This is a genomic window from Amycolatopsis orientalis (genome assembly GCF_000943515.2).
Classification (GTDB): Bacteria; Actinomycetota; Actinomycetes; order Mycobacteriales; family Pseudonocardiaceae; genus Amycolatopsis; species Amycolatopsis orientalis.
This window is the reverse complement of the sequence record NZ_CP016174.1, coordinates 3,500,055-3,516,258: the sequence shown is the minus strand read 5'-3', so window position 1 is coordinate 3,516,258 and position 16,204 is coordinate 3,500,055. Positions and strand designations below refer to the sequence as shown.

Sequence of the window (16,204 nt, the reverse complement as noted above, 5' to 3'; positions counted from 1 at the left end):
GATCGGCCCAGTGGCCAAGCCACCTCACCCGGGTGAGCCGAGCGCTCCCGCGAGGGCCGAGGCGAGCAGGGCGACGGTGCGATCGTCGTCTTCGGCCAGCTTCCGCAGCACGCCCAGCGCGAGGGCAGACGGCATCTCGACGAGGGCCTGGGTGAGGCGGATCCGCGACGCGGGATCCGCGGCGGGCGCGGCGAGTTCGCCGGTCAACGCGCTCATGATCCGGTCCGCGCATCCGGCGTCGCGCGCCAAGGTCCCGAGGACCTCCGCCGCCTCCACGTCGGAGGTGCCCTCGACCACCAGGCGGACGAGCGACGGCACGGCCGCGACCTCGCCCCGCGAACCCACGGCCAGCGCGGCGCGGGCGCGGACCGCCGGATCCGGGTCGCCGAGTACCTCGGACAGGGCGGCGGTCGCCTCGTCACCGGGCATCCCGGCGAGGGCGAGCACCGCGCGCCGCCGGACCTCGACGTCCGCCGAACGCACACCGGAAATCAGACTCGTCACCCCGTCACCGCCCGCCCTCGCGAGAGCCCACCTCAGTGCTCCGGCGACATTCGGATCGGCTTCGGCGAGGACCGCGCCGGCCAGTACCTCGGTGGGCACCGGCACGTCGTCGGCCGGGCCCAGGACCGCCTGCTGCCGCCGGGCGGCGTGGGGCGAGTTGAGCCCGTGCAGGAGCTCGACGATGCGCAGGACCCCTTCCCAGGCCGTGGGTGCCGAGCCGTCGACAGCGCGGAGGCGATCGAGCAGCTCCTGCTCCCGTTTCAGGCGTTCCTCGGTCCGCCGGATGAGGTCGCCGACCAGATCGGACGGCTCGAAGGCGGGATCCGCCAAGGCACGTCCGATCTGGCGCAGCGACAGGCCGAGGGACCGCAGGCTCTCCACGTGGAAGATCCGGCGGATGTCCTCGTCGGCGTATTCGCGGTAGCCGCCGACGGTGCGGCCGGTCGGCCGCACCAGCCCGAGGGTGTCGTAGTGCCGGAGCATCCGGCTGCTCACCCCCGAGCGGCGCGCCACCTCACCGATCAGCATCAAGCTCCCTCCGCTCGTTCCGGTCCCAGCGCGACGATCCGTTTCGACTCGTCGAATCCGGCGTCCGGATCGCGCAGGAGCCGATCCGTGGCGCGGGCGTGCGCGCACACCTGGAGGTCGGCACTCGCCAGGCCCGTCCGCAAGACGGGCCCGATCACGTCTCCGAGCGCGACGAGCGCCCTGCTGAGACTCAGCCGCACCGTCCGGTCACCCCGGCCGAACTGGGTGGCCAGCTCACCGGCCAGCCAGGCCCGCTCCCCGTCCGGGACGAGCACCACGGCGGCCCGCCACGCACTGCGCGCCACCTCGTCGTCGGCGTCGTGCAGCAGCGACCGGGTGATGGCAGGCCACGCAGCGCGGTCGCCGATCTTGGACAGCGTGTGCAACGCCTGGCTCCGGGCCTGGGCGACCCCGGAACCGAGCTCCGCCAGGAGCACCGGCACCGTGCTCTCCGCGGGCAGCCGGGTCAGCGCCCAGGTCAGCATGTCCCGGACGTAGAAGTCCGGCTCGATCGCGCACCGTGCCACGAGCGGGCCGACGAACCGGGCGTCCGGTTCCGTCCCGGCCGCCAGCGCCGCCTGGAGCCGCGTCGACGAGCTTTCGGAGCCCAGCGCGTCGAGCAGGCGCAGGTCCGGTGAAGTCCTCTGTGTCGTGTTGATGGGGATCACCTCCTGCGCTCCAGTGAAGACCTTGTCACGATGTCAAGGTCAAGGACGGAGTGACGGGGACCGCTCAGCCGAACGGGAACCGATCCGGGCGCGGACGAACTCCGTCACCGAGCGCCCGCCCGCGAAACACCAGATCGCGATCACCGGGTCGCAGATCGCGCAGCCGAACGAGGAATGCTCCGCGAACGGGATGATCGGAGCGCCCTTCAGGTGGTGCACGACGTCCCAGCCGGTGTGCAGCAGCCAGGCGATCCCGATGAACGTCCACGACTCGAGGCCGCGATAGGCCACGTAGGTCACCACCGCGGCGAACGCGAACTCCCAGATCCCGAGGCCGCCGCCACTCAGATAGGCGGCACCGGCACCCGCCACCATGATCGCGTTGAAGCGACGGCGGTGCGGTTCGTGGATGAGCGACATGAGCACGACGTAGCCGAGGCCGACCAGAATCGGCGCGATGATCATCATGGCTCGACGCTAGAACGCGGCGGTGCCCGCTCCCAGTGGCGCGAACGACGCCTTCCACCGGGATCCCGCCATCGGCGCGGTAGGTTCCGGGCATGCACACCGTCGCCGTGCTCGCGCTGGACCAGGTGATCCCGTTCGACCTGTCGACCCCCATCGAGGTCTTCACCAGGACAAGACTGCCGGACGGCGGCGCGGGCTACCGGGTGCTCATCTGCGCCGAGCACCCGGAGGTCGACGCCGGGCACTTCACCTTGCGCGCGCCGTGGGGCCTGGAGCGGCTGGGCGAGGCCGACACGATCGTCGTCCCCGGCACCGCCGAACCCACGCGGCCGCTGTCCCCGGCCGTCCGCGACGCGCTCACCTCGGCGGCCGCGAAGGGCAGGCGGATCGCGTCGATCTGTTCCGGCACCTTCATCCTCGCCGCCGCGGGCCTGCTCGACGGCCTCCGCGCCACCACGCACTGGGTCGCCGCCGGGCTGCTCGCCGAGCTCCATCCGGCCATCGACGTCGACCCGGACGTGCTCTACGTCGACAACGGCCAGATCCTGACCTCGGCGGGCGCCGCCGCGGGCCTGGATCTGTGCCTGCACCTGATCCGCCGCGATCACGGCGCGGCGATCGCGGCCGACGCGGCCCGCCTTTCGGTGATGGCGCTCGAACGCGAAGGCGGGCAGGCCCAGTTCATCGCGTTGCGGCATCCCCCGGCTCCCCGCGGCTCGGCACTGGAACCCACCTTGCTTTGGATGCAGGAAAACCTCGCGCGCGACCTCAGCCTGGCCGATATCGCAGCCCGCGCCGGGATGAGCACCCGCACGCTGATCCGGCATTTCCGCGAACAGACCGGGACGACGCCGCTGCAGTGGCTGCACCGGACCCGCGTCCGGCAGGCGCAGCATCTGCTGGAGACCACCCAGCACGCCGTCGAGCGGATCGGCGCCGAAGTCGGTTTCGGTTCGCCGACCTCGTTCCGCGACCGGTTCAAGCGCACCACAGGCGTCAGTCCGGCCACCTATCGACGCGCTTTCCGTTGAGCGGGAACGCCTCTTGCCGGTGACGGGGCTTCACGGCGACCATGGCCGTACCCATCACCGAGCACGTCTTCTCCCGCCGTAGGGGACGTCGTCAGGAGGCAAGCTCGTGCTGCGCAAGACCTTGGCCGTTCTCCTCGCCGTCGTTCTGCTCCTCGCGGGGCTCACTCCCGCGAACGCCGAACTGAATCATCCCCGCCAGACCTGGTTACGCGCCTCGACCGCGGGACTGTTCCTGCACTGGGGAATGCGCACTTCGCCGGGCTACACCAGTTGCGCCGCCTGGGAAAAAGCCGTCACCGACGGCGGATGGGACGCGAAGTACTGGATCGGCGAAGCGAAAAAGCTGCACGCGCAGTACGTCGTGCTGGCGTCGTTCCACAGCAGGCTCGGCTACGCCAGGGCGTGGCCGTCGACCGTACCGGGAAGTTGTTCCACCACAAGGGATTTCCTCGGTGAGCTGATCGCCGCGGGCAAGGCCGAGGGGATCAAGGTCATCAACTACATGACCGACGATCCCCAGTGGTACAATGAAGGTCTCGGCTCGGGCAAGAGCTGGCTGAACTCGTCCGCGTACTCGAAGTACAAGGGCAAACAGGTGGACCTGCACACCCGCGACGGCTTCGGAGAATTCGGCTACGACAACTTCGTCGAGATCATGCGGCGCTACCCCGATCTGGCCGGGTTCTGGATCGACAACGACAACGCCTACTGGGAGCGCAACGGCCTCTACGAACGCGTCCGCCGGGACCGGCCGGACTACCTGCTGAGCAACAACAACGAAGACACGCCGATCATGGACACGATCAGCAACGAGCAGAAGACCGGGATGACGCCGGCCTACGACTATCCGCAGGCCGTCTACACCGCCGCTCCGCGGCTGATCGAGGCGTGCTTCAAGCTCCCCAGTTCCGGTGCCTGGTGGTACAGCGGTTCGAACTCCGCAGTCGACTACAAGCTCACCCTCGGCCGCTACCTGACCAACAAGGGCTCCGACGTCAAGGCCTTGATGGCCGAGACCGCGATGGTGAACGGGCGGTTCCCGTCGAACCAGGAGGCGTTCAACGATTTCGCCGCCGGGTTCTTCGGCAAGATCCGGGAATCCGTCGAAGGCACCTATGGCGGCGGCTACGACCACGGAGGATTCAAGCCGGGCTTCTGGAACGACGGCGCCCACGGGGTGACGACGGTGTCCAAAACCGATCCGGACAAGCATTACCTCCATGTGCTCACCAAACCTTCGGGGAGCACGCTTACCTTGCGCGACAACGGATACAAGGTCAAGCGCGTGACCGACCTGCGCACCGGCGCGGTCGTCGCGCACAGTCAGTCGGGCGGCAGGCTGACGCTGTCGGGGATCTCGTCGTGGGATCAGTACGACACGGTGTTCAAGGTCGAGACCGGCGGCCGCGAGGGCGTCTACCCGGCGTCGTCGTACACGATGAGCGCCAGTGCCTCCGGTGGCGGGCATCCGGCACAGGCCGCGGCGGACGGCGACTACGCCACTTACTGGGACGCGACGTCGGCAGAACCGGTGTCGCTGCGCTTCGACCTCGGCGCGCCGAAACGGATCCAGTACCTCGGGATCAATCAGCGTGAGGATTCGACCACGTACCCGGCGTCGAATTCGGCGCGGATCAAGAACTACCGGGTCTACGTCAGCGCGGACGGGAAGAACTGGGGCTCACCGGTGAAGACCGGCTCGCTGCCCAATCACCGGGGTGTGCAGTTCATCGACCTGCCGGTGACGACGGCGCGTCATGTGCGGCTCGAGAAGGTCGACGGTCACGGCGTCGACAGGCTGCGGGTGGACGAGGCCTGGATCGGCTCGGCCTATCCGGCGGGCTGACTCAGGCGGCGAGCGCCACGGCGGTGTCCGAGGCCCGCTCCCTGGCCTGTTCGGCGAACCGTTTCCGGGCGACGACGACTCTGAGCCATCGTTCGGAGCGCTCGGCGTCCAGCTCGGAGGTGGCGCGGGCGAGCACCTCGGCGGCGTGCGCGGCGGAATCGATCTCCGCGGCGGCGCCGAGGTAGTCGCCCGCCTCGATCAGCTTGTACGCGTGGCGCATCTCGGTCTGCGCGGTCGAGTAGATGGCGTAGGCGGCCAGGTTGTTCGCCAGCGGGCCCAGTGAATGCGACATCGGATTCTCCGTCCTCGGTGTTTACTGCCTCTCTACTGACACGTCGAGCGGAGACGCGACGGTTCGACATCGACCCGGATATTTTTCGAATTCCTTCATGGGGTTGCGCAAAGTGGCCGCCTCACGACAGCCTGAAGCGCATGCCAGCCCGCGCGGCGTCGTTCCGCAGTGTCTTCGCGGTCGCCGGGTTCCGCCGGATCTGGCTCGCGCACCTGCTCTCGGTCGCCGGTGACCAGCTGGCCAGGGTCGCGCTCACGGTGCTGGTGTTCGACCGGACGTCGTCGGCGGGATGGGCTTCGGCCGCGTACGCGCTGACGTTCGTGCCCGACCTCCTCGGTGGCGCGCTGGGCGGCGTCGCGGACCGCTTCTCGCGGCGCACGGTGATGGTGGTGACCGACGTCGGCCGCGCGGTCCTGATCGCGTTGATGGCGGTGCCCGGTCTGCCGCTGCCCGCCGCGGCCGCGCTGCTGTTCGCCGTGCAGCTCATGGCCGGCCCGTTCTACGCGGCCCGCCAGGCGCTCCTGCCGGATCTGCTCGATCCGGACCGGCTGGTCGTCGGCCAGGCCGTCATCTCCTCCACGTACCAGGCCGGGCTCGTGGTGGGCTTCGGCGCGGGCGCCGCCGTCGTCACCGGCCTCGGGGTGCCCGGCGCGCTGCTGATCGACGCGGGGACGTTCGCGCTCTCGGCACTCATGCTCCGCTTCGGGCTGGAGCGGTACCCGCCCTCGGCACCGCGTCATCACCGGCGCCCGTCCCTGCTCGCCGGCTGCCGCCTGGTCGCCCGCGACCGCAAGCTGCGGTGGCTGCTGCTCGTCGCCTGCTGCTGCGGGTTCTACGTCGTGCCCGAAGGCCTCGCCGTCCCCGTCGCCGCCGAACTGGGCGGCGCGGGCGCGCTGCCGTGGCTGCTGGCCGCGAACCCGGTCGGCTCGGTGCTCGGCGGGATCCTGCTGAGCCGGATCCCGCGGGAACGACAGGTCCGGGTGCTGGGCGTGCTCGCGGTGGCGAGCAGCCTGGTGCTGATCCCGACCGGCTGGGCGCCGGGCCCGGTCACGATCGTGGTGCTCTGGACGATCTCGGGGATGTTCTCCGCACACGACATGATCACCCAGACGCAGTACAGCCTCGCCGCGCCACCCGACCATCGCGGTCAGGTGATCGGTGTCGCGATCGCGGCATTGCGGGCGGCACAGGCGGCGGGGATCGCCGCCGCCGGGCTGCTGGCGCAGGTCGTCGCGCCCACCACCGTGGTCACCGTCGCGGCGGCCGCGGGCGTGGCGGTCGCGGGTGTCGCCGGAATCGGCTGGTCACGGGCGGTGTCGTCCCGCCGCGGCCCGGAGGATCACGCGGATCCCGTCGGCCCGGCGGGCGGAACGACACCCGTTGGTGAGCACGGTTCCTGACCAAGGCCGATCATCACGTCCAGTTGTTGTCACGACGGGTCGTCCAGTTGTTGTCACGCACTACGTTCACCTCCCTTCGAGAATCCGCGCACGCGTGTGGGCCGGATCACTCACGTCCAGTTGTTGTCACGCCGAGTGGTCCAGTTGTTGTCCCGCATGATGTTCACCTCCCTCGAAATAGCGATGAATCCGGCAAATAACTCACCAGTTGTTGTCCTGCATCGGTACACCTCCCTCGTTTCGGTTGGGCTGTCCGGGGGAATTCGCGGCCGCGCTTCTTATCGTCCGGACAACGACGGTCGTCGCAGTCCCGGTTCGATTACGGTGTAGATCACCGACGGAAGAGGGTGCGTGGACGGACGACTCGGTGGCGCGCGGCGGCGGCTCAAGGCCTGGCACCTGTGGAGCCTGCCGCGACCTGTGCGTTCCTACGTGCTGGTCGTGAATCTCATCGCAGTCCTCTCGACCGCCGCCACGGCCCGGCTCGTCCCGGTCACCGGCACCGACCTGATCCGGTTCGGCGTCTTGACGCTGTGCGCGGCCATCGCGATCGAGGGCACCCGGCAGATCGAACGTCAACGGGAGTACGACAGGGCCCCGTCGGTCGCCTACGTCGACACCAAGGCGGTCTGGAGCGTCGCCGCCGTCATCGCGCTGCCGCCGGTGCTCGCCGCCGCGATGGTCGTGGTGACCTACACCATCGCATGGCTGCGGATCTGGCCACACCAGCGACCGGTGCTCCCCCATCGGTGGATCTTCTCCGCCGCGACGGTGCTGTGCGGTACGCAGGCCGCCGTCGTCGTCCTCGGCCTCGGCATGCGCCACTACCCTGGCGCGCCCGACTCCGGCCTGCTCGCCGGGCTCGGTGACCTAGCCGTCATCATCGTGGCCGCCGCCCTCCGCTGGGCGATCAACACCGTGCTGGTGATGATCGCGATCGCGCTCTCGTCGCCGCCGAAGTCGATCGGCGAACTGTTCTCCGGCTTCGGCGACCAAATCCTCGAAGCGGGCGCGCTGGGCCTCGGCCTGGTGACGGCCGTCGTCCTCGTCCAGGCCAACCCGCTCGTACTGGTCGGCGTCGTCATCGCCCTGGTCGCCCTGCACCGCGGACTGCTCCTGACCCAGTACCGGCGCGACGCGCACACCGACGCCACCACCGGCCTCGTCACGAAACGCCGCTGGCGCCAGCTCGCCGAAGAGCACCTCGGCCGCACCCGCGCCGGCCGCAAACTCGGCGTGCTCTTCCTCGACCTCGACAACTTCAAGACGATCAACGACACCTACGGCCACCCCAACGGCGACCTCGTCCTGCGCGCCGTCGGCGACGCGCTGCGCGCCGAGATCCGGGAACAGGACGTCTGCGGCCGCTGGGGCGGCGAGGAGTTCGCGATCGTCATCCCGGACGTCCACAGCGAAGAGACGCTGCGCCAGGTGGCCGAACGGATCCGGCACCAGGTCGCGGTGGTCTCGGTCGCCCTGCCCGATCGCGACACCGTGCTGACCGATCTGACCGTGTCGATCGGCGGGGCGCTGTACCCGGCCGACAACATCTCCAGCGTCGACGATCTCCTCGTCGCCACCGACATGGCCCTCTACCGCGCGAAGCAAGGCGGTCGTAACCGCGTCGAATTGGCGCCACCCGCCCCGTAGTCATTACCGTATTTCGGCAACGGCTTCCGCGAATCCGAAATTGTCGGTGCCCGGTCGTACGGTTCTCGGCGTGGAAACTCAGGTCGCCACTGTGGCACTACTCGAGGAAATTGCCGATCCAGACACCATGGAGGCCATCAACAATGCACTGAATACGTTGGACGACAAGGATTCCGTCGCGGTCGCGCAGGCCGCTTCCGCGGTGATCGCGAAGTTGGAAGCGGTCCGCTACCGCGCACTGGCTCAGCTGGCCCGCCATCGCGAGAACGCGGGAAGCGCCGCCCAAGAAGTCGCGTTCGCACTGTCCATGGTGGACAGTCATGCGGCCACGATGGTCGAAACGGCCACCGCGTTGACCACGCGGCTGCCCCGCACCCTGCACCTGATGGATCAGGGGCGCCTGGACGGGTTCGGGGCGATGAAGGTCGCCACGGCGACCGCCTGGCTCTCCGACGACAACGCCCGCGCCGCCGACGCCCTGCTGGAAGAACGCTTGCCCGGCAAGAACTCCGACCAGATCCGCAAGGCCGCGAACCACGCCGCGGCCACGGTCGACCGCGAGGGCGCGGACAAGCGCTGCAAGCACAACCGTGAGGGCCGCCGCCTCGTCCTGCGGCAGGGTGAGACGGGAGTGGCCTCGATCGAGGTCGAGGACGAGGACGGTCCGGTGGAGAAGGTGAACGCCGCCTACCGCCGGATCGACCGAGAAGCACGCGCACTCAAGAACCGCGACGAAACCCGCACCCTCGACCAGTTGCGAGCGGACATCGCGCTCGATTTGCTGCTCAGCGGGCAAGGCGGGACAAGCGAACGCGCCGAAGTCTTTCTCTATATGGACCTGTTCACCTATCTCGGCCTCAACGACGGTCCCGCCGAACTGGCCGGACACGGCCACATTCCCGCTTCACTGGCCCAGCACATCGCCACCGGGCCGAACACCGTCCTGCGCCGCATCATCACCGACCCGCTCTCCGGACAGGTACTGGACCTCGGCCGCGACCGCTACCGCCCCACCGCGGGCCTCGGCGAATTCGTCCGGATCCGCGACCGCGAATGCCGAAGACCCGGCTGCCACCGCCCCGCCCAGACCTGCGACCTCGACCACGCCGTGCCCTGGCAATTCGGCGGCACCACCGACGCCGCCGACCTCATCAGCTTCTGCCGCCGCGACCACCGGCTCAAAGACGAACCCGGGTGGAACTACCGGCTCGCGGCCGACGGAACCCTCACCATCACCACACCCACCGGACAGCGCTACGACAGCACGCCCCCGCCACTTCACGAACCCCGCGAGGAGCCACCCCCCTTCTGAGCCTTTACCTCGCCTGGACTCGATACGGCCGCTGCGGCTGTCGTCGGCTGGCTGACGGCGTGGCTTTCAGGTGCGGGCTGTCGGTGGTTGAGCCGTTGCCGGAAAACGACGATCCCTGCCGGGGGCTTGGCTCCGAGCCAGCCGACCGCGCATCGGCACTCCGGCCGGTCGCTGCTGGTCTCGGACCGTTACGGAAACGCCGATCCCCGCCCAGGGCTCGTTCCTGAGTCAGGCGACGGCGCACCGGCACCCGACCAGCCGCCGCTTCCAGACCATCGCCGAAAAACGGCAACACCTGCCCCAAGCTTGACCCCGAGCCAGACGCCCCCACGTCGACCCCCCAGCCAGCCGCCGCTCCCACACCGTTCCCGCAAAACGACCACGCCCAACCCACCCAAGACCCACCAAACAAGCCCGTCGCCAGAAAACGGCAACCTCACCCCTCAGCACCGCCACCCCCAATCCAGGCGACCGCGCACAGACACCCAGCCGAACCACCACCCCGAGCCATCGCCGAAAACCGGCCCCAACCCTCTCCCCTAACCCGACCCCACCCACCCCCAACCCACCCCCGACCCGACGCGACAACCCCTCCCGACACACCGCCCCACCGCCACCCCGCACAACACCCGTTGCCGAAAAACGGCAACCCCAGCCCACCCCAGACCAACCCCAAAACCACCCCAGCCCCACCCGACCCGCCCACGCGACCATCCAGACCACCCCGATGAAACCGGCGTGAACACCTGATGACACCCCGCGAACCCCAGCCCCCGACCCCAGCCCCGATTGTCCACTCCATGACGTCATTCACCCCCTCGACGAGGTGTTCCAGGCCACTTTTTGGCGGGTTCCTACAACACCCGGCCCTCGGCATGCGCCACCGGCGACATTCTCGTACCGGCCGGTAAGAGGCAGGCTGTAAGGCAGGTACAGGTGACTGTCCCGCGCGTGATCCGGCGGGCCGTCACCTGTTGTGCTGCATACTTGGGAGGCTCAGTCGGTGTTCAGTCGTGTCGCCATCGTCAACCGCGGAGAAGCCGCGATGCGGCTCATCCACGCCGCCCGCGAGCTTTCGGCGGAGACCGGACAGCGGATCGAGACCGTCGCTCTCTACACGGATGCGGACCGGTCGGCGACGTTCGTGCGGGAAGCCGACATCAGCTACAACCTGGGTCCGGCGTCGGCGCGCCCGTACCTGGACTTCGGCGTGCTGGAGCGGGCGCTGACCGAGTGCGGCGCGGACGCGGCCTGGGTCGGCTGGGGGTTCGTGGCCGAGGATCCGGCCTTCGCCGAGCTGTGTGAGCGGCTGGGCATCACCTTCATCGGACCGAGCGCGGACGCGATGCGCAAGCTCGGCGACAAGATCGGCGCGAAGCTGATCGCCGAAGAGGTCGGCGTGCCCGTGGCCCCGTGGAGCCGCGGCGCCGTCGCGGACCTCGACGCCGCCATCAAGGCCGCCGACGAGATCGGTTACCCGCTGATGCTCAAGGCGACCGCGGGCGGTGGCGGCCGCGGTATCCGCGTCATCACCTCCGCCGACGAACTCAAGGAAGCCTACGAGCGCACCAGCCTGGAGGCCGAGCGCGCCTTCGGCAGCGGCGTCGTGTTCCTGGAGCGCCTGGTCACCGGCGCCCGGCACGTCGAGGTCCAGGTCATCGCCGACGGCCAGGGCACGGCGTGGGCGCTCGGCGTCCGCGACTGTTCGGTGCAGCGCCGCAACCAGAAGATCATCGAGGAGTCCGCCTCCCCGGTGCTGAGCCCCGAGCAGGCCGACGAGCTCAAGCGGTCCGCCGAGCGGCTCGCGCTCGCCGTCGACTACCGCGGCGCCGGCACGGTCGAGTTCCTCTACCACCCCGGCGACAAGCTGTTCGCCTTCCTCGAGGTCAACACCCGCCTGCAGGTGGAGCACCCGATCACCGAGTCGACCACCGGCATGGACCTGGTCAAGGCGCAGCTGCACGTCGCCTCCGGTGGCAAGCTCGAAGGTCCCCAGCCCGCCGAGTCCGGTCACGCGGTCGAGGCGCGGCTCAACGCCGAGGACCCGGACCGCGACTTCGCTCCTTCGCCCGGCCGCATCGCGCGCCTGGCCCTGCCCGCGGGCCCCGGCATCCGCGTCGACACCGGGGTCAGCGAAGGCGACACGATCCCGGCCGACTTCGACTCGATGATCGCGAAGATCATCGCCTACGGCCGCGACCGTGACGAGGCACTCGGCCGGCTGCGCCGCGCGATGGCGCAGACCACGGTCATCATCGAGGGCGGCGCGACCAACAAGAGTTTCGTCCTCGACCTGCTCGACCAGCCCGAGGTGATCGACGGCAGCGCCGACACCGGCTGGATCGACCGCGTCCGCGCCGAAGGCAAGCTGGTCACGCACCGCCACTCGGCGATCGCGCTCGCGGCCGCCGCGATCGAAGCCTACGAGGACGAGGAAGCCGTTGAGCGCCAACGGCTTCTCTCCACCGCGCACGGTGGCCGCCCGCAGGTCCAGCATGAGAGCGGCCGACCGCTCGACCTCAAGCTGCGCGGCGCCGCGTACCGCGTGAGCGTGGCCAGGATCGGCCACCGCCGGTTCCGCGTCGGCGTCTCGGCGGGCGGCGGCGAGATCCACCCCGCCGACGTCGAGGTCGACCGGTTCGACGAGCACACCGGTCAGATCACCGTCAACGGCACCCGGTTCCGCCTGGTCACCGGCACGCACGGGCCGATCCACCTGGTCGAGGTCGACGGCGTCACCCATCGCATCAGCCGCGACGAGGGCGGCGTCGTCCGCTCCCCGGCCCCCGCACTCGTCGTCGCGACGCCGCTCGAGGTCGGTGCGGAGGTCGAAGCGGGCGCACCGGTGCTGGTGCTGGAAAGCATGAAGATGGAGACGGTGCTCCGCGCCCCGTTCCGCGCGAAGCTGCGCGAGTGCGTCGTCTCGGTCGGCAGCCAGGTCGAGACCGGCGCCCCGCTGCTGCGCCTCGAGCCGATGGCCGAGGAAGGCGAAGAGGTCGCCGAGGACACCGGCAGCGTCGAGATCGAGCTGCCCGCGGAGCAGGGCAACTCGTCGACGGCGCAGCGGATCGCGCGGGGACAACAGGATCTGCGCAGCCTCCTGCTCGGCTTCGACGTCGACCCGCATGACGAGCGCCGCACGCTCAACGCGTACCTGTCCGCCCGGGCGGAGGTGGAGGACAACGGTGACCGCCCGCTGGCGGGCGAGGTCGACCTCCTGACCGTGTTCGCCGACCTGTCCGAGCTGATCCGCAACAAGCCGGCGGGCGAGGAGACCAAGACCGACACCCGGGTGCACAGCGCCCGCGAGTTCTTCCACTCCTACCTGCAGAGCCTCGACGTGGAACGCGCCGGCCTGTCGGAGTCGTTCCAGAACAAGCTCAAGAAGGTACTGGGGCACTACGGCGTCAAGGACCTGGAGCGGACGCCGGAGCTGGAGGAGGCGGTCTTCCGCATCTTCCTCGCCCAGCAGCGGGCGGCTTCCGACGTCGCGATCGTCACCGCGTTGCTGCGCAAGTGGCTTACCGAGGCGCAGCCGTTCGAGTCGATGCGCGAACCGGCGGGCAAGGCGCTGGAGCAGCTCATCGCCGCCACCCAGGTCCGTTTCCCGGTGGTCAGCGACCTCGCGCGCAGCGTGGTGTTCCGCTGGTTCGCCCAGCCGCTGCTGCGCCGCACCCGCGCCGAGGTCTACAACGAAGTCCGCAAGCACCTGCGCCACCTCGACCGGCACCCGGACTCGCCGGACCGCGCCGAGCGGATCGCGAGCATGCAGGCCAGCGCGCAGCCGCTGGTACGCCTGCTCGGACAGCGGATCGGGCGCCCCGGCACCGACCACACCCCGCTGCTCGAAGTACTGAGCCGCCGCTACTACGGCAACCGCGCGCTCACCGGCGTCGGGCAGGTCACCGTCGGCGACTGCACCTTCGTCACCGGTGACTACGCCGACGACGGCGAGCGGTTCCACATGGCCACCACCGCCGTCGACCGCGCCGGTCTCCCCGGCGCGATCAAGGCGGTCGCCGATCTCGCCGCCGGGCTGCCCGCCGACACCGACGTCGAGGCGGATCTCTATCTGACCTGGGACGACGAGTCGGCCGACGACGACGCGATGGCGGCCGGGCTGCGCGAGATCCTCACGGCCGAGTCGCTGCCCAGCCGGATCCGGCGGGTCACGACCACGGTCGCGGGCCACAGTGGCGCGGTCGCGCACCACCACTTCACCTTCCGCCCGTCCTCGACCGGATTCACCGAGGAGCGGCTGATCCGCGGTCTGCACCCGCTGATCGCCCAGCGCATGCAGCTGCAGCGGCTCGCGAACTTCGACCTCACGCGGCTGCCCTCGGGCGACGAGGACGTCTACCTGTTCAAGTGCGTCGCGCCGATCAACCCGTCGGACCAGCGGCTGGTCGCGCTCGCCCAGGTCCGTGACCTGACCCCGTTGCGGGACAACGACGGCAAGCTGCTGGCCCTGCCCGCGGTCGAAGGCACGCTGGCGGGCTGCCTCGACGCGATCCGTGAGGTGCAGGCGAAACTCCCGCCGAAGAAGCGCTTCGACACCAACCGGATCATGCTGTACGTGTGGCCGACCAGTGAGCTGACCGCCGAGGAGCTGAACACGGTCGCGCAGCGCGTGCAGCCGTCGACGGCTGGCGCGGGCCTCGAAGAGGTCCAGTTCCTCGGCAGGCAGCGCGACCGCGCGACCGGCGAGGTCACCGAGGTCGCCGTGCGGATCGGCTACGACGTCAGCGGCGGCGTGCAGATGTCGCTGTCCGAGCCCACGACCGAGCCGATCCTGCCGCTCGACGACTACCGCCAGAACGTCCTGCGCGCCCGTCGCCGCGACACGGTGTACCCGTACGAGCTGACAAAGATGCTCGGCTCGTTCACCGAGTACGACCTGGACGACACGAACACGCTCGTCCCGGTCGACCGGCCGAAGGGGCGCAACAAGGCGGCGATCGTCGCCGGCGTGGTCACCACGCCGACCGAGCGTTACCCGGAAGGCGTCACACGGGTGGTGCTGCTGGGCGACCCGACGAAGGCGCTCGGCGCGCTCTCGGAGCCGGAGTGCGCGCGGGTGATCGCGGCGCTGGACCTCGCCGAACGGATGCGGGTCCCGCTGGAGTGGTACGCGCTCTCGGCCGGTGCCCGGATCTCGATGGAGTCCGGCACCGAGAACATGGACTGGGTCGCGGCCGCGCTCAAGCGGATCGTGCACTTCACCCAGGACGGCGGCGAGATCAACATCGTGGTGGCCGGGATCAACGTCGGCGCCCAGCCGTACTGGAACGCCGAAGCGACGATGCTGATGCACACCAAGGGAATCCTGGTGATGACGCCGGATTCCGCGATGGTGCTGACCGGCAAGCAGTCGCTCGACTTCTCCGGTGGCGTCTCGGCCGAGGACAACTTCGGCATCGGCGGCTACGACCGCGTCATGGGCCCGAACGGGCAGGCGCAGTACTGGGCGCCGAACCTCGCCGCGGCCCGCGACGTGCTGATGTCGCATTACGACCACACCTACATCGCGCCGGAGGAGACCGGTCCGCGCAAGGCCGTCACCACCGACCCGGTCGACCGGGACATCTCGTCCTTCCCGCACGCGGCCGTCGACAGCGACTTCACCACGGTCGGCCAGATCTTCTCGCGGGAGGCCAACCCGGACCGCAAGAAGCCGTTCGACATCCGCACCGTGATGCGCGCCCTGTCGGATCAGGACCACCCGGTGCTGGAGCGCTGGCCGGGCATGGCCGACGCGGAGACCGCGGCCGTGCAGGACGTGCACCTCGGCGGGCGGCCGGTGTGCCTGCTCGGGATCGAGTCGCGTTCGGTGCCGCGCCGCGGCTTCCCGCCCACCGACGGCCCCGACACCTACACCGCGGGCACGCTGTTCCCGCGGTCGTCGAAGAAGGCGGCGCGGGCGATCAACGCGGCCAGCGGCAACCGGCCGCTGGTGGTGCTGGCGAACCTGTCCGGCTTCGACGGCTCGCCGGAGTCGATGCGGAAACTGCAGCTGGAGTACGGCGCGGAGATCGGCCGGGCGATCGTCAACTTCGAGGGCCCGATCGTGTTCTGCGTGATCTCGCGGTACCACGGCGGCGCTTTCGTGGTCTTCTCGAAGGCGCTGAACCCGAACATGACGGTGCTGGCACTGGAGGGTTCGTTCGCGTCCGTCCTCGGCGGGGCGCCCGCCGCGGCGGTCGTGTTCGCCGGTGAGGTCAACGCGCGGACCGCGGCGGACCAGCGGGTGCGGTCGCTTTCGGAGAAGCTCAGCGGGGCGACCGGCGCCGAACGCGCGGCGCTCGCCGCGGAGCTGGCCGAAGTCCAGTCGTCGGTCCGGTCCGAGAAACTGGGCGCGGTGGCCGCCGAGTTCGACGGCGTGCACAGCATCGAGCGCGCGGTGAAGGTCGGTTCGGTGGACGCGATCATCAGCGCGGCCGAGATGCGCCCGCGCATCATCGAGGCGATCGAGCGGGGCCTGGCGAAGCAGTAGCTCCACCCGTCA

10 protein-coding genes are annotated in these 16,204 nt (G+C 69.9%); 6 read left to right on the top strand and 4 right to left on the bottom strand.

The features are described 5' to 3' along the window. Positions 1-24: 24 nt before the first annotated feature. The 3 genes from SD37_RS15770 to SD37_RS15760 are packed head-to-tail and all read right to left on the bottom strand — an operon-like array spanning position 25 to position 2,168. A complete protein-coding gene (locus SD37_RS15770; protein ID WP_044850234.1) occupies positions 25-1,032 on the bottom strand; it encodes a HEAT repeat domain-containing protein in 1,008 nt (335 codons plus the stop codon). Further along, a complete protein-coding gene (locus tag SD37_RS15765; RefSeq protein ID WP_044850235.1) occupies positions 1,032-1,700 on the bottom strand; it encodes a HEAT repeat domain-containing protein in 669 nt (222 codons plus the stop codon). Before SD37_RS15765 ends, SD37_RS15770 begins: the two co-directional genes overlap by 1 nt. A 39-nt stretch (positions 1,701-1,739) precedes the next feature. Next, positions 1,740-2,168, bottom strand: a complete 429-nt coding sequence (locus SD37_RS15760) for a DUF6010 family protein (RefSeq protein WP_044850236.1) — start codon at positions 2,166-2,168, stop codon at positions 1,740-1,742. A gap of 92 nt (positions 2,169-2,260) precedes the next feature. Between SD37_RS15760 and SD37_RS15755 the strand changes: the two genes are divergently transcribed. After that, positions 2,261-3,199: a GlxA family transcriptional regulator gene (locus SD37_RS15755; protein ID WP_044850237.1), complete on the top strand. Its 939-nt coding sequence runs from the start codon at positions 2,261-2,263 to the stop codon at positions 3,197-3,199. A 106-nt stretch (positions 3,200-3,305) separates the two neighbouring features. Further along, positions 3,306-5,045: a discoidin domain-containing protein gene (locus tag SD37_RS15750; RefSeq protein WP_044850238.1), complete on the top strand. Its 1,740-nt coding sequence runs from the start codon at positions 3,306-3,308 to the stop codon at positions 5,043-5,045. Position 5,046: 1 nt separating this feature from the next. On the opposite strand, the gene SD37_RS15745 is transcribed toward SD37_RS15750, so the two are convergent. Beyond that, entirely contained in the window at positions 5,047-5,337 is a 291-nt protein-coding gene (locus SD37_RS15745) for a hypothetical protein (protein ID WP_044850239.1), read from the bottom strand. Between the two features lie 140 nt (positions 5,338-5,477). Between SD37_RS15745 and SD37_RS15740 the strand changes: the two genes are divergently transcribed. The 4 genes from SD37_RS15740 (at position 5,478) to SD37_RS15725 (ending at position 16,192) form a co-directional block, all read left to right on the top strand. Continuing rightward, entirely contained in the window at positions 5,478-6,737 is a 1,260-nt protein-coding gene (locus tag SD37_RS15740; protein ID WP_044850240.1) for an MFS transporter, read from the top strand. A gap of 351 nt (positions 6,738-7,088) precedes the next feature. Next, on the top strand, positions 7,089-8,387 hold the full coding sequence (locus tag SD37_RS15735; RefSeq protein WP_418189813.1) for a GGDEF domain-containing protein: 1,299 nt from the start codon (positions 7,089-7,091) through the stop codon (positions 8,385-8,387). A 127-nt stretch (positions 8,388-8,514) separates the two neighbouring features. After that, positions 8,515-9,699, top strand: a complete 1,185-nt coding sequence (locus SD37_RS15730) for an HNH endonuclease signature motif containing protein (protein ID WP_044850241.1) — start codon at positions 8,515-8,517, stop codon at positions 9,697-9,699. 1,003 nt (positions 9,700-10,702) lie between these two features. Then, on the top strand, positions 10,703-16,192 hold the full coding sequence (locus SD37_RS15725) for an ATP-binding protein (protein WP_044850242.1): 5,490 nt from the start codon (positions 10,703-10,705) through the stop codon (positions 16,190-16,192). Positions 16,193-16,204 lie beyond the last annotated feature (12 nt).